Origin of the sequence: Hydrogenophaga laconesensis, from assembly GCF_031457235.1 — a bacterium.
Taxonomy (GTDB): Bacteria; Pseudomonadota; Gammaproteobacteria; order Burkholderiales; family Burkholderiaceae_C; genus Hydrogenophaga; species Hydrogenophaga laconesensis.
On sequence record NZ_JAVDWE010000005.1, the window covers coordinates 25,980 to 43,133 of the forward strand.

Annotated in this window: 21 protein-coding genes; 13 read left to right on the forward strand and 8 right to left on the reverse strand. The window is 66.2% G+C overall.

Features of this window, described 5'->3' with window-relative positions; translation table 11 throughout:
- Positions 1–113: 113 nt before the first annotated feature.
- Entirely contained in the window at positions 114–1,301 is a 1,188-nt protein-coding gene (locus J2X09_RS10340) for a flagellin (protein ID WP_204733344.1), read from the reverse strand.
- A 549-nt stretch (positions 1,302–1,850) separates the two neighbouring features.
- Here J2X09_RS10340 and flhD point away from each other — a divergent pair.
- The 11 genes from flhD (at position 1,851) to J2X09_RS10395 (ending at position 12,683) form a co-directional block, all read left to right on the forward strand.
- On the forward strand, positions 1,851–2,186 hold the full coding sequence (gene flhD / locus J2X09_RS10345; protein WP_204733345.1) for a flagellar transcriptional regulator FlhD: 336 nt from the start codon (positions 1,851–1,853) through the stop codon (positions 2,184–2,186).
- Positions 2,187–2,240: 54 nt separating this feature from the next.
- Complete coding sequence (gene flhC, locus J2X09_RS10350; protein WP_204733346.1) at positions 2,241–2,777, forward strand: flagellar transcriptional regulator FlhC; 537 nt, start codon at positions 2,241–2,243, stop codon at positions 2,775–2,777.
- Between the two features lie 159 nt (positions 2,778–2,936).
- A complete protein-coding gene (gene motA / locus J2X09_RS10355) occupies positions 2,937–3,794 on the forward strand; it encodes a flagellar motor stator protein MotA (protein ID WP_204733347.1) in 858 nt (285 codons plus the stop codon).
- Positions 3,795–3,938: 144 nt separating this feature from the next.
- Complete coding sequence (motB, locus tag J2X09_RS10360) at positions 3,939–4,994, forward strand: flagellar motor protein MotB (RefSeq protein WP_204733348.1); 1,056 nt, start codon at positions 3,939–3,941, stop codon at positions 4,992–4,994.
- 50 nt (positions 4,995–5,044) lie between these two features.
- Positions 5,045–5,431: a chemotaxis response regulator CheY gene (cheY, locus tag J2X09_RS10365; protein ID WP_204733349.1), complete on the forward strand. Its 387-nt coding sequence runs from the start codon at positions 5,045–5,047 to the stop codon at positions 5,429–5,431.
- 13 nt (positions 5,432–5,444) lie between these two features.
- Positions 5,445–6,071, forward strand: coding sequence for a protein phosphatase CheZ (locus J2X09_RS10370; protein ID WP_204733350.1), 627 nt, complete (start codon positions 5,445–5,447; stop codon positions 6,069–6,071).
- Positions 6,072–6,382: 311 nt separating this feature from the next.
- On the forward strand, positions 6,383–7,540 hold the full coding sequence (gene flhB, locus J2X09_RS10375; RefSeq protein ID WP_204733351.1) for a flagellar biosynthesis protein FlhB: 1,158 nt from the start codon (positions 6,383–6,385) through the stop codon (positions 7,538–7,540).
- Entirely contained in the window at positions 7,537–9,612 is a 2,076-nt protein-coding gene (gene flhA / locus J2X09_RS10380; protein WP_204733352.1) for a flagellar biosynthesis protein FlhA, read from the forward strand. Before flhB ends, flhA begins: the two co-directional genes overlap by 4 nt.
- Entirely contained in the window at positions 9,609–11,165 is a 1,557-nt protein-coding gene (gene flhF / locus J2X09_RS10385; RefSeq protein ID WP_204733353.1) for a flagellar biosynthesis GTPase FlhF, read from the forward strand. Before flhA ends, flhF begins: the two co-directional genes overlap by 4 nt.
- A complete protein-coding gene (locus J2X09_RS10390; RefSeq protein WP_204733354.1) occupies positions 11,158–11,964 on the forward strand; it encodes a hypothetical protein in 807 nt (268 codons plus the stop codon). The genes flhF and J2X09_RS10390 overlap by 8 nt, the downstream gene beginning before the upstream one ends.
- Before the next feature lie 2 nt (positions 11,965–11,966).
- Positions 11,967–12,683, forward strand: coding sequence for an RNA polymerase sigma factor FliA (locus J2X09_RS10395; RefSeq protein WP_204733355.1), 717 nt, complete (start codon positions 11,967–11,969; stop codon positions 12,681–12,683).
- A gap of 122 nt (positions 12,684–12,805) precedes the next feature.
- Here J2X09_RS10395 and J2X09_RS10400 read toward each other — a convergent pair whose 3' ends face one another.
- Both J2X09_RS10400 and J2X09_RS10405 read right to left on the reverse strand, forming a co-directional pair.
- Complete coding sequence (locus tag J2X09_RS10400) at positions 12,806–13,378, reverse strand: putative glycolipid-binding domain-containing protein (RefSeq protein WP_204733356.1); 573 nt, start codon at positions 13,376–13,378, stop codon at positions 12,806–12,808.
- Positions 13,379–13,394: 16 nt separating this feature from the next.
- Positions 13,395–13,895 (reverse strand): DUF2059 domain-containing protein, encoded by a 501-nt coding sequence (locus J2X09_RS10405; protein WP_204733357.1) that lies wholly within the window; start codon positions 13,893–13,895, stop codon positions 13,395–13,397.
- Between the two features lie 89 nt (positions 13,896–13,984).
- Between J2X09_RS10405 and J2X09_RS10410 the strand changes: the two genes are divergently transcribed.
- Together J2X09_RS10410 and J2X09_RS10415 are read left to right on the forward strand one after the other, a co-directional pair.
- Entirely contained in the window at positions 13,985–14,356 is a 372-nt protein-coding gene (locus J2X09_RS10410) for an ankyrin repeat domain-containing protein (protein ID WP_204733358.1), read from the forward strand.
- A 61-nt stretch (positions 14,357–14,417) separates the two neighbouring features.
- A complete protein-coding gene (locus J2X09_RS10415; RefSeq protein ID WP_204733359.1) occupies positions 14,418–15,053 on the forward strand; it encodes a LysE family translocator in 636 nt (211 codons plus the stop codon).
- Here the strand turns inward: J2X09_RS10415 and J2X09_RS10420 are convergent.
- From J2X09_RS10420 to flgM, 5 genes are all read right to left on the reverse strand, one after another.
- Positions 15,050–15,454 (reverse strand): OsmC family protein, encoded by a 405-nt coding sequence (locus tag J2X09_RS10420; RefSeq protein ID WP_204733360.1) that lies wholly within the window; start codon positions 15,452–15,454, stop codon positions 15,050–15,052. The two genes, J2X09_RS10415 and J2X09_RS10420, sit on opposite strands and share 4 nt — an antisense overlap.
- Before the next feature lie 277 nt (positions 15,455–15,731).
- A complete protein-coding gene (locus J2X09_RS10425) occupies positions 15,732–15,926 on the reverse strand; it encodes a hypothetical protein (RefSeq protein WP_204733361.1) in 195 nt (64 codons plus the stop codon).
- A 31-nt stretch (positions 15,927–15,957) separates the two neighbouring features.
- Positions 15,958–16,152, reverse strand: a complete 195-nt coding sequence (locus J2X09_RS10430) for a hypothetical protein (protein ID WP_204733362.1) — start codon at positions 16,150–16,152, stop codon at positions 15,958–15,960.
- A 180-nt stretch (positions 16,153–16,332) separates the two neighbouring features.
- Positions 16,333–16,707, reverse strand: a complete 375-nt coding sequence (locus J2X09_RS10435; protein WP_204733363.1) for a hypothetical protein — start codon at positions 16,705–16,707, stop codon at positions 16,333–16,335.
- 16 nt (positions 16,708–16,723) lie between these two features.
- Positions 16,724–17,044, reverse strand: coding sequence for a flagellar biosynthesis anti-sigma factor FlgM (gene flgM / locus J2X09_RS10440; protein ID WP_204733364.1), 321 nt, complete (start codon positions 17,042–17,044; stop codon positions 16,724–16,726).
- Positions 17,045–17,154 lie beyond the last annotated feature (110 nt).

Genomic DNA, 17,154 nt, shown 5'->3' on the forward strand with positions numbered 1-17,154 from the left:
GTGTTGGTCTGTCCGGGATGGACGCACCGCACGCGGTGGCATGCGGTCTGTGCATCCCGCTCATCCCGCAAGGCCGCGCGTTGACGGCGCCTGCGGATGTGCGGAGGGTTCGGTCACGAACGCAGCAGCGAGAGCACCCCCTGAGGAATCTGGTTGGCCTGCGCCACCATGGCGGTGCCGGCCTGCTGCAGGATCTGTGCGCGCGAGAGGTTCGACGTTTCCTTGGCGAAGTCGGCGTCGACGATGCGGCCACGGGCGGCGGAAATGTTCTCGCCGGTGATCTGGATGTTGGCCACGGCGTTCTCGAAGCGGCTCTGCAGGGCACCGAGGTCCGCGCGCGAGCTGTTCACGGCGTTGATCGCGTTGTCGATCACGCGCAGCGCGAGCTGCGAGTCACCGAAGGAGTTGACGTTGATGTCTTCGACGAAGGAGTCGGCGGCGGCGGCGGTGGCGGCACCCGCGCCGGTCGTGCCGGCGGCGAAGTTGCCGAAGTCGCCGGCCACGAGGGCACGGTCGGAGAACACTTCGTAGCCGGTCATCACGCCGGCGGTGTACACCGGACGGGCGAACACACCGGTGTCGGTGGACTTGGCGTTGATCGCGTCGATCACCTGGCCGGCGCGCTGGGCCTGCGTGGTGGCTTCGCCGATCGGGCCGAGGTTGACGGCAACACCGTTGGCGTCGTTGATCGACAGCGGCGTGGCGCCACCGGCGGGGATCGCGGCCAGCACGGCGGGTGCGACGGGCGTGGCCGGTGCCGAGATGGCGGCCGTGGCGTGCACCGAGGTCTGGCCCAGTGCGGCGGAGTCGGAGTTGACGATGCTGTCGATGCTGATGCCTTCGCCGGCGTTGGCGCCGACCTGGAAGGTGGCGTTGGCGAAGGAACCGTCGAGCAGCTTGGTGCCGTTGAACGAGGTGGTCTTGGCGACGCGGTCGATTTCCTGGCGCAGCTGCGTCACTTCGGCGTTCAGTGCGGTGCGGTCGCTGCTGTTGTTGGAGGCGTTGGCCGACTGCACGGCGAGTTCGCGCATGCGTTGCAGCATGTCGCCGATCTTGCCCAGCGCGCCTTCGGCGGTCTGGGCGAGGGAGATGCCGTCGTTGGCGTTGCGGGCGGCGACGCTGAGGCCGCGCACCTGGGTGTTCATGCGCTCGGAAATGGCGAGGCCTGCGGCGTCGTCCTTGGCGCTGTTGACGCGCAGGCCGGAAGACAGGCGCTGCATGGAGGTGGCCAGCGAGCTGGCCGAGCTGCTCAGGTTGCGCTGAGCATTCATCGACATGACGTTCGTGTTGATGGTGGTCATAACTAACTCCTGTAAATGGTCCTGGAAAGTGAACCGGTACCAGGGCCGGTATGCCCTTGTGCCGTGCGACCCTCTCGGGCCCCCACCGTCGCTGCTCGCCGCCATGCTTGGCCGGACGACGAACCCATTTGGAAGTTCGTTGAGTCAATTTCGGTGATAGGCCCAGATTCTTGAGGTTTGTGCGCCAGCCAACGGGCGGATAAACCGGGCCGTTCGGCGCCAGTTTGTCGTTTAACCGGGGCTCCCCCCTGCGCCGCTGCGCGGCTTCCCCCCTCTCTTGCGCGCCTTTGGCGCTTGGAGGGGGGACGGTGTCTTGGGCCGGCGTAGCCGGACCCTTGACGCCTCTGGATTTGCGCTTTCTCTCGCCGGGGGCGCTTGTACGGGTCAGGCCATTTTGAATACCAAGGTTGTAGGTGTCTGTCCTACAAGGGGGTGGTGTGCACCTGACACGTTGCACAGCCATTTACCGATTCAAGTTTTTTTACCGATCGACACAATTCAACCATCGGCCCAACAAACAGCGGCCTTTACTGAAAGAAGGAACACATCATGGACAGCGAACAACTCCTGGCAGAAATCCGCGAAGCCAACCTGACCTACCTCATGCTGGCGCAGAACCTGATCCGCAAGGACCGTGCAGAAGCCCTGTACCGCCTGGGCCTGACGGAAGAGGCCGCCGACCTGCTGGGCATGCTGTCCACCGCCCAACTGCTCAAGATCGCCTCCAGCAACATGCTGCTGTGCCGCTTCCGCGTGGACGACGACCTGGTGTGGAACCTGCTGACCAGCCACAACGTGAAGAAGGTGGACAACGCCACCACCACCCAGCTGCACGCCAGCATCCTGATGGCCGGCCGTTTCGCCGAGTCGATGGCCGCTCACTGATCCCCGTTTCCTTCTTTTTTCCCTCTTTCTCCGTTTTCACTCCAGGAGCCCACCATGGCCGCAGGCAAGAGCATCCTCAACGAGTCGCGCGACATCGAGCGCGCAGTCGCCCTGATCCAGCTCGGCGCCCGCCTGCAGGTGCTGGAGTACGAAACCAGCCTGTCCTACGAACGCCTGCTGCGCCTGTACAAGGAAGTCGCCGGCAAGTCGCCGTCCAAGGGCCAGCTGCCCTTCTCGACGGACTGGTTCCTGACCTGGCAGCCCAACATTCACTCGTCGCTGTTCCTGAACATCCACGAATACCTCTCCAAGACCAGCGAACTGGAAGAGATCGACACCGTGATCAAGGCCTTCCGCCTGTACAGCGAACAGATGCAGGCCAGCGCCATCGAGCCGCTGCTCTCCGTCACCCGCGCCTGGCGCCTGGTGAAGTTCGTCGACAACGGCATGCTGACGCTGACCAAGTGCTCCTGCTGCGGTGGCCATTTCGTCACCGAGCCCTATGAAAACCGCCATTTCGTCTGCGGTCTGTGCCAGCCACCGGCCCGCGCCGGCAAAGGCTCCGCCAACGGTGGACTGCGCTTGCACTGAGCCCGCGACCGGTTGCTCAAACCCCGAAATGGACCCCGATGCGGGTCCATTTCGCGTTTATGGCCACCCTCAATCGGACCTAGAGTTGACCGATAGAAAACGCATCCCTTCAAGTCACGCGTGCGCCTGTGTGCCGCGTCCTCTTCCAGGCACAAGAACATGTTCGTCATCATTGGTTTCGCCGTTTCGATGGTCTGCATCTTCGGGGTATTCATATTCCACGGAGGCAACATCGGTGTCGTGCTCAAGGCACTGCCTTTCGAGCTGACGACCATCCTGGGCGCGGCCCTGGGCGCCTTCCTCATCAACAACCAGATGAAGGTGGTCAAGGCTTCGTTCAAAGGCCTGGCCCAGTGCTTCAAGGGCAGCCGTTACACCAAGGCGCGCTACATGGAACTGCTCGCGCTGCTGTTCGACATCCTGCAGAAGGCGCGCAAGGAAGGCCTGATGGCCATCGAGCAGGACGTGGAGAACCCGCACGAGTCCGCGCTCTTCAAGAAATACCCGACCATTTCCGCTGACCACCATGTGGTCGAGTTCATCACCGACTACCTGCGCATGATGGTCTCGGGCAACCTGAATGCGCACGAGATCGAGTCGCTGATGGACGCCGAGATCGAAACCCACCACCAGGAAGCCCATGCGCCCGTGGCGGCCATCGGCCGGCTGGCCGGCGGCCTGCCGGCGTTCGGCATCGTGGCCGCCGTGTTGGGCGTGGTGAACACCATGGGCTCGGTCGGCCAGCCGCCGGCGGTGCTGGGCGGCATGATCGGTTCGGCCCTGGTCGGCACCTTCCTCGGGATTCTGCTGGCCTATGGTGTCTTCGAACCCCTGGGCGGGCTGCTGGACCAGAAGATGGAAGAGGGCAGCAAGGAGCTGCTCTGCGTCAAGACCACGCTGCTCTCCAGCATGCAGGGCTATGCGCCGCTGACCGCCATCGAATTCGGCCGCAAGGTGCTGTTCGCCGACGTGCGACCGACCTTCTCCGAGCTGGAAACCCACGTCAAGAAGAAATGAAACACCCCCCTGCGCCGCTGTGCGGCTTCCCCCCTCTGTGGCGCGCCTTCAGCGCTTCGAGGTGGGACGGCACCTTGGGCCGGCAAAGCCGGACCCTCGTTGCCCCAGCAAGGGGCGGCCTCGCTTGTTGCATAGGAGCTTGTCATGGCGGGTGATGGCAAAAAGCTGCAACCGATCATCATCAAGCGCATCAAGAAGGGTGGCCATGCCGCCCACGGGGGTGCGTGGAAGATCGCGTACGCCGACTTCGTGACCGCGATGATGGCGTTCTTCCTGCTCATGTGGCTGCTGGGCTCGACGGCCAAGGGGGAGCTGCAGGGGATCGCGAGCTATTTCCAGTCGCCGGTGAAGGTGTCGCTCATGGGCGGCCCCGGTACCGGCAACAGCAGCAGCATCCTGCCCGGTGGCGGGCGCGACCTGAGCAAATCGTCCGGCCAGATGGACAGCGGCGAAGCCGAACGCGCCGCCAAGCTCATGGGCGCCCAGATGGCGCGCGCCGAATCCATGCGCCGGGATGCCCAGCGCATTGACGCGCTGGAGCGCAAGATCACCTCCCTGATCGAGCGAAACCCCAGGCTCTCCGAGTATGGATCGCAGATCCAGATGGAAAAGACGCCCGACGGCCTGCACATCCAGATCGTGGACCAGCAGAACCGCCCCATGTTCGACACCGGCAGCGCGCTGGTCAAACCCTACATGCGCGACATCCTGCGCGAGATCGGAGCGGCGCTGGGCGACGTGGAGAACCACATCGCCCTGGCGGGCCACACCGACGCCACGCCCTACGGCAGCGGCGACCGGGGTTACAGCAACTGGGAACTCTCGGCCGACCGCGCCAACGCCTCGCGCCGCGAGCTGGTGGCGGGCGGCCTGCCCGACAACAAGCTGCGCCGGGTCGAAGGCCTGGCGTCGAGCCGGCTGCTGCGCGCCGATGCGCCCACCGATCCCGTCAACCGCCGCATCAGCATCGTGGTGATGACGCAGGAGGGCGAGGAACGCCTGCTGCCCCGCGCCCCGGCCCTGCCCGGCACGGCGATCGAACCGGTTCAGCCACCGCCCGCCCTGCCCACCGCCGCCGTGCCGGTCGAGACCGACACCCCGGTGGCCGCGCCCGCGCAGCCCATCACGCCCGCCATTGCCCTGCCCACGCTTCAGATTTCCGGCCAGGTGACGAAAACCCCTTCACAGAGCGGCGGCTGATGCGCGGCACGCTCCATTTCCCTTGATCCTTTCCTCCCACGGAGGCTTCCATGTCCACCCCGATGAAATTCCTGATCGTTGACGACTTCTCCACCATGCGCCGCATCGTGCGAAACCTGCTCAAGGAGATCGGGCACACCGATGCCGATGAAGCCGAGGACGGCGCGATCGCGTTGAGCAAGCTGCGCAATGGTGGTTTCAACTTCGTGGTGTCGGACATCAACATGCCCAACATGAACGGCTTCGAGCTGCTCGCGGAGATCAAGAAGGACGAAAAACTCAAGCACCTGCCGGTGCTGATGGTGACCGCCGAGGCCCGCAAGGAAGACATCGTGATGGCCGCGCAGAACGGCGCCGCCGGTTACATCGTCAAGCCTTTCACCAAGGCCACGCTGGAAGAGAAGCTCGCGAACATCTTCAAGAAGCTCGGCATCTGAGAGGGGCCGCCACATGAACAAACAACAAGAAGCGGCCGCGTCGGGCAATCCCGACATGTTCCGCCAGCTCGGCTCGATCACCCGGCAACTGCACGAAGCCCTGAAGGAACTGGGCTACACCGACAAGCTCAAGGGTACGGTGGACCAGCTGCCCGATGCGCAGAGCCGCCTGTCCTACATCGCCCGCCTCACGGGCGAGGCCGCCGAAAAGGTGCTCAACCACGTCGACGAAGGCAAGGCCGAGCAGGCGAAGATCGCCGAGCGCGGCCGCCAGCTGGCCGACACCATCTCCCGCGTGCCGGGCCTGGCCCGCGCCATGCCCGAACTGCTGGAATGGTCGAAGGACATCGTCGACCTGAGCGGCAAGTCCGACGCGCGTCTGACCGACATCATGATGGCGCAGGACTTCCACGACCTGACTGGCCAGGTGATCGGCCGCGTGGTGCAGCTCGCCGGCACCATCGAAGAACAACTGCTCGGCCTGCTGCTGCAGTCCGCTCCCGGCGGCCAGCCCGGCCAGGACCACGCCATCGTCGAACAGCCCGCGCTGGCCGGCCCGGTGGTCGACCCGGAAGGCCGCACCGATGTGGTGAGCGACCAGAAGCAGGTCGACGACCTCCTGGCGTCACTGGGTTTCTAACCCCCGCGGCGCTTTGCGCCACCCCCTTTCAGGGGGCAACGCCTGTGGCCCGGCAAACCCGGTTCCACGGCATTTCTGGAGAAGACGTTCGCTCACCCGCCACTGGCTCCCGGATGCCGGGCGGTCTGTGAAGCGAAATAGAGGGAGGAGGCGGCACCAGCCGCCGGGGGACATTCGCGGAACAGAGCGCCCGGCGTCCGGGAGCCCGCGATGTACATGAATGAAAAGAGCCACCGAAGGGCGTCTTATCCCCCTTTAGTTTTTCCGTGCGGATTCCAGAATCGGTCTCACCGATCGAGTGAACCCGCACCATGGACTCTTCCGCCCAGGACAAGACCTTACCCGCCACCCCGCAGCGCCTGAAAAAGGCGCGTGCGGACGGCCAGGTATCGCGCTCCAAGGACCTGTCCAACCTCGCAGTCCTCGGCGGTGGCGCCGTTGTGCTGCTCGCCCTGGCTCCCACCGGTTTCGAAAAACTGCGCAGTGCCCTCCAGGGCCAGCTCCGCTTCGACCGCCAGACCCTGCTCAAGCCCGAGCTCTCCACCGAACGCCTGATCGACGGCTTCGCGCAGGGCCTCATGCTCTTCCTTCCGCTGGGCCTGGCCGTGCTGGCCCTTGTCCTGCTCACCGCATTCGCCTCCGGCAGCTGGGCCATCAGCACCAAGCCCATCATGCCGGACCTCAGCCGCATCAACCCCCTCAAGGGCATCGGCCGCCTGTTCACCAAACAACAGCTGTTCGACACCGCCAAACTCGCCGCCATCACCGCCATCGTTGGTGTGGTGGGCTGGCAGTTCGTGGCTTCCCACGTCGAAGACTTTGCCTCCCTGGTCATGCAGCCCCTCGAGTCCGGCATCGGCCAGCTCGGTCAGTGGCTCATGGTCGGCGTGGGTCTGCTGCTGCTGGTCGTCGGTCTCGTCGCCGCCATCGACTTCCCGGCGCAGAAATTCCTGCACGCGCAGCGCATGCGCATGTCGCACCAGGAAGTGAAGCAGGAACACAAGGAAGCGGAAGGCGACCCGCACGTCAAATCGCAGCGCCGCGCGCGCCAGCGCGAGATGGCCCAGCGCAACAGCATCAACGCCGTGCCCAAGGCCGACCTTGTGGTCATGAACCCGACCCACTATGCCGTGGCCATCCGTTACGACGACGCCTCCATGAACGCGCCGCGCGTGATCGCCAAGGGGGCCGACCTGCTGGCCATGAAGATCCGCGACGTGGCCAAGGCCCACAAGGTGCCCGTGCTGCAGTCGCCCATGCTGGCCCGTGCGCTCTACGCCCACGCCGAGATCGACCAGGAAATCCCCTCGGCGCTCTACACCGCCGTGGCCCAGGTGCTGGCCTACGTGTACCAGCTCAAGGCCGCGCTCAAGGGCCAGGGTGTCATGCCCGCTGAACAGCCTGTGCCCGTCGTGCCGCCCGAGCTCGATCCGCACTTCAAGAAAGCCGCCAAGGAGGCGACGGAATGAACTTGCAAGCCCTTCAGCAATGGCTGAACCGCAACGCCGGCTGGGCCGGCGGCCTGGCCGCGCCGATGCTGGTCATCACCGTCCTGTCGATGATGGTGCTGCCGCTGCCGCCCTGGCTGCTGGACACCTTCTTCACGCTCAACATCGCGCTGGCGCTGGTGGTGATGATGGTGGCCGCCTACATGAAGCGGCCGCTGGATTTCTCGGTCTTCCCCACCGTGCTGCTGCTCACCACGCTGCTGCGCCTCTCGCTCAACGTGGCCTCCACCCGCGTGGTGCTGCTCGAAGGCCACACCGGCCCCGGCGCGGCCGGCGCGGTGATCGAGGCCTTCGGCCACTTCCTGATCGGCGGCAACTTCGCGGTTGGCCTGATCGTGTTCGCGATCCTGGTGGTGATCAACTTCGTGGTGATCACCAAGGGTTCGGAGCGCATCGCCGAGGTGTCGGCCCGCTTCACCCTGGACGCCATGCCCGGCAAGCAGATGGCGATCGACGCCGACCTGAACGCCGGCCTGATCGACGAGAAGGAGGCCAAGCGCCGCCGCGCCGAAGTGGGCGAGGAAGCGAACTTCTTCGGTTCCATGGACGGTGCGGCCAAGTTCGTGCGCGGGGACGCCATCGCCGGCATCCTGATCCTGTTCATCAACATCATCGGCGGCTTCGTCATCGGTGTGCTGCAGCACGGCCTCTCGGCCAGCCAGGCGGCCGACAACTACATCCTGCTGGCCGTCGGCGACGCGCTGGTGGCGCAGATTCCCGGCCTGCTGATCTCGGTGGCTGCGGCCATGGTGGTGTCGCGCGTCGGCAAGGACGAAGACCTGGGCGCCCAGGTGATGGAGCAGATGTTCCTTTCGCCCAAGGTGCTGGGCATCACGGGGGCCGTGATGTTCATGCTGGGCATCGTGCCGGGCATGCCGCACATGGTGTTCCTGAGCTTCGCCGCGATCTGCGGTGGCGGGGCGTACTGGCTGATGCGCGAGCAGGCCAGGCCGGCGCCTGAACCGGAAGCCCCGGCAGTGCAGGGCGATGGCGAAGCCACCTGGGACGACCTGCAGCCGGTCGACCTGCTCGGCCTGGAACTGGGCTACCGCCTGATCGCCATGGTCGACAAGACCCGCCAGGGCGACCTGCTGACCCGCATCAAGGGCGTGCGCAAGAAGTTCGCCCAGGAAGTCGGCTTCCTGCCGCCGGCGGTGCATGTGCGCGACAACCTGGAGCTGCGCCCCAGCGCCTACCGCATCACCCTGCGTGGCGTGGTGGTGGGCGAGGGCGAGGTGTTTCCCGGCATGTTCCTGGCGATCGATCCGGGTGGCATCGGCACGCCGCTGATCGGCACCCCCACCACCGATCCCGCTTTCGGCCTGCCCGCGCACTGGATCGACGAAAAGCAGCGTGAGAACGCGCAAATGGCGGGTTTTACGGTCGTTGATTCCGAGACTGTGCTGGCCACGCATCTTTCACACTTGATGCAAGTCCAGGCCGCCAAGTTGCTGAGCCGGACGGAGACCCAGGACCTGGTTGAACACGTCACCCGCCTGGCCCCCAAACTGATCGAAGAAGTCGTTCCGAAAATGGTCCCGGTTGCCACTTTCCAGAAAGTTCTCCAGCTGCTGCTGGAAGAGTCTGTGCATGTGCGCGACATCCGCACCATCATCGAATCCCTGGCCGAACACGCCGCCCACACGCAGGACCCGGCCGAGCTGGCCCGCCGCGTGCGCATGGCGCTCTCGCCGGCCATCGTCCAGCAGATCTACGGCCCCGTGAAGGAGCTGGAAGTCATCGCCATCGAACCCGGCCTGGAGCGCCTGCTGATGCAGGCCCTCTCGGGTGCCGCCAACGGCGCGCTGGACCCCGGCGTGGCCGAGATGCTCAGCAAATCCGCCACCGACATCGCCAACCGCCAGGAAGAGAAGGGCGTGCCCGCCTGCCTGCTGGTGCCCGACGCCATCCGCACCGCCATGTCCCGCCTGCTGCGCCGCGCCGCGCCGCGCCTGCAGGTCCTGGCCCACAGCGAAATTCCTGAAACCCACCTGATCCGCATCGGCCCGATCCTTGGAGAACTTGCAGCATGAACATCCAACGCTTCATTGCCCCCACGTCCCGCGAAGCCATGAACAAGGCACGCAAGACCTTCGGCGACAGCGCCGTGATTCTCTCCACCCGTTCCACCGGCGAGGGGTTCGAGGTGATGGCCGCGGCCGAGGAAAGCCTGGCCACGATGGCCCAGCACGCGAACAACGAACGCGGCCTGATGCGCCCCGAGTCGGCGCCGGCGCGCGCCAGGCCCGCCGCGGCTGCTGCCGCCGCCAGCTCCCTGGCCGCGCCACAGTCGGTGCAAAGCGACACCGAAACGCTGGCCATGAGCACGCTGTCGTTCCAGGACTATGTGCGCGAACGCATGCTGCGCAAGCGCCGCGAAGCCCTGCACGGCACGTCCGCCACGACTGCTGCCGCTGCCGAAGAGCCGTCTGCCCTGGAGCGTCGCGCCCAGCAGCAGATCGCTGCCCCACAGATGGCCGCGCCGATCATGGCCCGCCCCGAACCCGTGGCCGTGCCGGTGCAGCGTGTCAACCAGCCCGACCCCATCGTGGTTCGTCAGCCCGCGCCCATCCGCACCCGCAGCAGCGAACCTGCCTGGGAAGACTCGCAGCCCGCGACCCGTTTCCCCAGCCACGACGACAGCCGCATGGCGGTCGAGCTCTCCGCGCTCAAGGACATGATCGAAGAGCGCTTCAACACGCTGGCCTGGCTCGGTTCCTCCAAGCAGAACCCGATCCAGTCCAACCTGATGCTCAAGATGATCCGCGCCGGCTACTCGCCCGCGATGTCGCGCGCCGTGCTCGAGCGCGTGCCTTCCGAAGGTGGCGCCGGTGAAGCCGTGCGCTGGCTGATGGACGTGATCACCCGCAACCTCAAGGTCGCCACCCCCGGTGCCGGGCTGTGCGACGAAGGTGGCGTGGTGTCGCTGGTCGGCGCCACGGGCGTGGGCAAGACCACCACGGCCGCCAAGCTGGCCGCCCAGTGCGTCAAGCAGTACGGTGCCGGCAGCGTTGGCCTGATCACGCTCGACACCTACCGCGTCTCCGGCTTCGAGCAGCTGCGCGCCTTCGGCCGCATGCTCGGTGTCGTCGCCCACCTCGCGCACGACCGCGCCGCGCTCAAGGACCTGCTGAACCTGCTGGCCAACAAGCGCCTGGTGATCATCGACACCGCCGGCCTGGGCCAGCGCGACGAGCGCATCCAGGACATGCTGGACATGCTCGACATTCCCAAGGTCAAGAAGACCCTGGTGCTCAACGCCGGCTCGCAGGGCGACACGCTGGACGAGGTGCTGACCTCGTTCAAGGCCAGCTCGCTGCACGGCGTGGTGCTCTCCAAGGTGGACGAAGCCGTCAAGCTCGGCCCGGCCCTGGACGCCCTGATCCGCCACCAGGTGGTGCTGCGCGGTGTGGCCAACGGCCAGCGCGTGCCCGAAGACTGGCAGAACCCCGATGCCGCGGCGCTGGTGCGCCTGTCCATGGGCACGCAAGGCAAGTCGGCCTACGACCCGCACCCCACCGACATGGGCTACTTCTTCGCGCAGGCTTCCAGCCGCGGCATCAACCTGGGGGCTTCGCATGTTTGAACCCGGCTTCGACCAGGCCGCCGGCCTGCGTGGTGAACCACCCCCGGGCGGGGCAGTGTTGATGCCGGTGGCCGCACCGGCACAACCCGCACGCGCCTACGAGTGGCTCTGCACGCTCGCGGCCAGCCTCACGGCACAAGGCCGTGCGGTGGTCATCGTCGACGCGACCGCGGTCGAGGCGACCAGCCGTGACCGCCACGACGGCGCTCACCTTGGTCTGATGCGCGTGCTGCAGGACCCCTCCATCGTCCACCTGGAACGCCCCGCCATCAGTGGCGACTGGCTGGTGATGCCCGGTGCCGCCGGCCTGCGCGTGTTGCAGGACACCGCACAGACCGCCGGCACGGCCATTGCGCTCTCCCGTCTGCTCGCGCCCTTCGCCTCTGGCGTGGTGGTGCTGCTGTTCGCTCCTGCGATGGCGCTGGGCGAGCTGCTCTTCGGCATGGGCGCGCACGCGCTGGTGCCCGTGCTTGAACAACCCCAGTCCAGCATCGACGCGTATGGCGCCGTCAAGGTGCTGGATGCGGCCGATCTCACACCAGTGCTCGCGCCGCTGGCCGGCCCGTCGCCTGCCGCGCTGCAGACCATCGTGAACACCGTGGTCGACACCGCCCGTCGCCACCTGGACCTGTCGCTGGATTGCTGGGCCACCCCCAGCTGGGCCCTGCGTGTGCAGGAAAGCGCGCTGGAGCGCCCGCGCCCCACCCATGCGCAAGGCCATGGTTACCACGGTCTCGTGCCGCGCGCCGCCGTCACCGCCTACGCGGCCAACGCTGCCGCACCCTCTCTCTGGAGTTGAAGATGTACACCGCCAAAGGCACCCTGAACCGGGACGACCAGCTGCGCAAATACAGCCCGCTGGTGCGCCGCCTCGCCCACCACATGATCGCCAAGCTGCCGCCGAGCGTGGAGCTGGACGACCTGATCCAGGTGGGCATGATCGGCCTGACCGAAGCCATCGCGCGCTTCGAGCCGACGCAGGGTGTGCAGTTCGAGACCTTCGCCAGCCAGCGCATCCGTGGCGCCATGATCGACGAGCTGCGCGACGGCGACTGGATGTCGCGCGGATCGCGCAAGAGCCAGAAAGACATCGAGACCGCCGTGCACCGCCTGCAGCAGAAGCTGCACCGCGTGCCCAAGGAAAGCGAGATCGCCGAAGAGATGGGCATGAGCCTGGCCGACTACCAGCACCTGCTGGCCAAGGTGCGCGGCACGCAGCTCGTGTACCTGGAAGACATCAGCGGGAACGGTGACGACGAGGACGGTTTCCTGGACCGCCACATGGGCGACCACGAAGCCGATCCGTCGGCCGTGCTGCAGGACCAGCGCATGCGCCAGGCCCTGGTGGCCGCCATCAAGGTGCTGCCCGAACGCGAACAGCAGATCATGTCGATGTACTACGAGCACGACATGAACCTCAAGGAAATCGCAGCGGTGCTCGGCGTGACCGAATCGCGCATCTGCCAGCTGCACAGCCAGTCGATTGCGCGGTTGCGCTCGAAACTGCGGGCGCATTGACAGAGCGCCCCCCTGCGCCGCTTTGCGGCTTCCCCCCTCTGTGGCGCGCCTTCGGCGCTTCGAGGGGGGACGGCATCTCGGGCCGGCGGAGCCGGACCCTGGATGCCTCTGGTGGGCACCGCTCAGGCGCGCTTGAACAGGCCCGGGTAGTCGAGCACGACGCCGTCTTCGTCCACCGGCAGATCGACCGTGAAGCCGCTGCCGTCCAGACTTTCGAACCGGTAGAGCCGCTCGGCCAGCCTGGTGTAGGCCTGTGGCTGCGGCTGCACGCTCAGCGTGGGGGCGGATACCCACGCCATGCGGAACTCGCGGCGCTCGCCCACGGCCATCGGCGCGCGCCGGATGGGAAAACTGTTGGTGAAGGGCGTGGGCCAGATGTCGATGTCCAGGCAGCCATCCAGTGCGTGCAGCACGCGGTTCTGTCCGTCGCGCCAGTGGCCATTCCCGTCGGTGCGCAGGCTGAGCGCGGCGGAGGCCTGGTGGGTATCGACCAGCAGGTCGGCCTGGCGCAGCTGCCATGTCGGCCCCCAGGCCAGGCGGTAGCTGAGCCGGAACGGGCCGGTGGTGTCGTCGAACGCGAGCACCACGGCGCTGGCTTCGCCTTCCGACAGCAGCAGGTGTTCCAGCCCGACGCCCGCATGGGCCGGATTCCATGTGGGTTGCCAGCAGACCGTGCGGGTGTCCGTGTACGCCATGGTCGCTCCTGCCGGCTCAGGGCGTCAGCCGGGCTTCCTTCATGACCTCCGCCATGGCCTGCTGCAGCTTGGGCATGAAGGCCTGCAGCTGTGCCTGCGAGGCGTCCATCGAACGCTGCATCACCAGCGGCATCTTGGCCACGAACGACTGTCCGACCGGGCTCTGGTAGAAGGCGATCAGGCCATCGATCTCGGCCTGGTCGAAACTTTCGCGGTAGACCTGGACGATCATCGGTTCCATGCTGGCCCAGGTGATCTCCTCGCGCATGAGCCTGGCGATCCGCGTGGGCGCCAGTTCCATGACGCGTTTCTGCTCGTCGCTGAGCGCCTTGCCCGCGGTCGCCTGCTGCATGCCCTGACGGATCATCTGCTCCATGTTCGCGTACATCGTGTCCAGCATCTTGTCGGATTGGGTAACCGACAGCAGCGTGGCGATGGACGCGTCCGAGGGTGGGGCGGCGTGGGCCGTCAAACTCACCATACTGCCCAGAAGGGCAGCGGCAAGGGTTTGCTTCATGTTCAAGACAGTGTCCTCCGGTTATGGTGCAGGCACGGCGTGCCGGCCAGGCGGCACACGGCCAACGATTGAAACATGAAGGAGAAGCGATGTCGGGTGGCGACTGGAAGGAACTGTTCAAGGCGGCCTGCGAGGGCGAGATCGAACTGGTGCGTTACCACGCGCGCAATGGCGTGGACCTCAACTACGCGCACCCCGAGTTTCTCTCCACGCCGCTGGTGGCCTGCATCCTCGAACGGCAGGAAGCGGTGGCCGGACTGCTGCTGGACCACGGCGCCGACCCGCTGCTGCTGTCCGAGTTCGACAACCTCACGCCCGTGCAGGCCGCGCGCCAGGTGGGACTGGGTGCGCTGGAAGCACGGCTGCGCGCCATGGGCGCCCCCGACCCCGCCGTGGCAACCCGGCATCGGGGTGGCTGGCTGGCGCCCGTGCTGGGGCGCTGGCTCTGGTGGGCGAGGTGAATGCCGGGTTGTTCGGACGGGCCTACGATACGGAGATTCCCATCCCTGACGAGGCGTTCCCATGGTTCCCCTGAACGACTGGCTGCTGTTCGCCGGTGCGGCCCTGCTGATGGCGCTCACGCCCGGCCCCAACATGATCTACCTGATCTCCCGCTCGATCTGCCAGGGCAGGCGGGCCGGTGTCATCTCGCTGTTCGGTGTGGTCGCCGGTTTCCTGGTGCACATGTTCACCGCCGCGGCCGGCCTCACCGCGCTGTTCATGGCGGTGCCCATGGCCTACGAGATCCTGAAGTGGGCCGGCGCGGCCTACCTGCTCTACCTGGCCTGGCAGGCCGTGAAGCCCGGTGCGCGCTCGCCGTTCGAGGCGCGTGAGCTGCCGCAGGATTCGCCGCGCAAGCTGTTCGCCATGGGCTTTCTCACCAATCTGCTCAACCCCAAGATCGCGGTGTTCTACCTGGCGATCTTTCCGCAATTCATCTCGCCCGGGCACGGTTCGGTGTTCGCGCAGAGCGTGGTGCTGGGACTGACCCAGATCGTCTTCAGCTTCAGCGTGAACCTGAGCATCGCGCTGTCGGCCGCCCGGCTGGCACGCTGGTTCCAGCACAACCGCCGGTGGCTGGCGGTGCAGCAGTACGTCATGGGCGGGGTGCTGGCCGCGCTCGCGGTGCGCCTGGCCGTGGAACAGAAGCGGATCTAGCTGGCGGACTGCCGGACGACCGGCACACCCTTGCGCAGGGTGTTCTGCACCTCGGCCACCGCGTCCGTCTCGCGCAGCAGGGCGCTGATGGCTTCCGGCGAGGCGGGCGAATTCACGCTCGCGGTGTAACGGATGTCGGTGGCGGCCAGGCCGATGCCGGCGAACCGCGCGCTGGCCTGCACCTCCACCCCGTCGATGGGAATCCGCAGGCGTCGGGCCTCGCGGTAGAGGTCGTTGCAATAACAGGTGGCCAGTGCCAGCACCAGGAATTCACCACCGCTGACGGCGGAACCTTCCCCCGAGGTCTTGGCCGGCACGATGAGGGCCTGCGCGGTGGCCCCGGTACGCACCTCGACGTCGTAGCGGGCGGCATTGTGTCTGACGGTGGCGCTGATGTTCATCGTTGACTCCCTGACACGCCGCCGACACCGGGACAGGCGCGGCGGGAGTTTGATGCTATGCCTGCCAACGGCGCCGTCAAGCGCGAGGCGCAACCATCCGTAAGGGCATCGACAGGCGAGGGCTGGCCGTACCGAGCGCCGAAGCGGCAACGCCAGAGGCAACGCCAACCAGAGGCATCCAGGGTCCGGCTCCGCCGGCCCGAGATGCCGTTTCCCCCTCTCAGCGCCGCAGGCGCGCCAGAGAGGGGGGAAGCCGCAAAGCGGCGCAGGGGGGTGTTCAGCCCTGCAAGCAGAGCGCGCCGGGTTGTTCCCAGCCAGAGCCGTTGCGCGGCCATTCGACCAGCACGCCTTCGTCGGTGTGTGCAACGACGCGGCCGTCGACGCGGTCCAGGCTGCCCTTGTACAGGCGGTTCACACGGGCGCCCGCGGGGAACTGGGGCGTCTGGAAATAGGATTTGAGAAGTTCGATCATGGTGTCGGTCCCTGCGGGGGATCCAGGTTCTTCAATAGGCGCCATGGTGGTGCGGGTTGCGATGCGCCCGGTCCCATTGGCGTTGCATGTCCTCCAGCTGGTGGAGGGTCTTGGCCGAGCTCAGGTATTCCTCGAGCCCGTCGGATGCGCCGGTGGCGGCGCGGCGAAAGAAGTGGCGCGCCGTGTCAGCCAGGCGGGTCCACAGGGAAGTGATGGGGGAGTTCATGGCATGTCATCTAAGGGTTAACCCGTATTTTAAAAGACATGCCACTGAAAATGCCTGCTTTATCAGATTGTCTAATGACATATCAGGCAAAGCCGCTCAAAAACCGCATTGTCCGAAGAAGGCGTGAGAAGGCGTAAAAAAACCGGCAAATGCCGGTTTTTTGATGAAAGAAACGTAGATTCAGGCGGTGATGAAGCCGCGGCCGGCGCCGCCCAGTGAGGACGGTTTGACGATGCGACCGTAGGTCGGCTGGCGTTGCATCGATTGTTGCGGCAGCAGGCTGGCAACGGCGCGTTCGTTTTGGGCGCTGGTGCGCAGGACGGCCTGGCGCAGCTGGGCGAAACGCTGCGCGGCGCTCTGCGTGTCGCGGTGCAGGGCGCTCTGGGGATCGGCGAACTCCGGGGTTCTGGGTGCTTGCTGCAGCACAGCCTGCATGGCGGCGCTGGCGCGTTCCACACCGGGGGCGTCGCCGCGCAACAAGGCGGCCTGCAGCCCATCGAGCTCGGCCTGCAACGATCCGATCCAGGGGTGGTGGGACGTTGCGGCATTGGTCATGTTGCGTTCCTTGAAATCAGGCCCGGCCGCCGTTGAGCATTTCGGCGGCGTTGGCCAGCATCTTGTCGGCGATGGCTTCAGCGTTCACCTGGAAGGTGCCGTTGGAGATCGCCAGTTTCATGGCTTCGACCTTCTCGGTGTTGAACACTTCGCTGCCGCCCGAACCCAGCGCCGAGACGGTGGAGGACGACAGGGTGACGGTCACGCCCTGGGGCTTGGCCGCAGCGCTGCCTGCGACGGCGGCCAGTTCGGCGCTCGCTGCGGGCTTTTCGGCGGTCTTCTGGGGACCACCGGCCACGGAACCAATATAGGAATCGGGTGACGAATCGACTTTCATTTCACGCTCCAAACCCCGTAGTCAGGGTGATGTGTGAGAACTATCGACCCGGCTGACACGAACTTTAGGCATTTTTCCGGTGGGGGACTGGCATTCCGTCACAGGTGGCA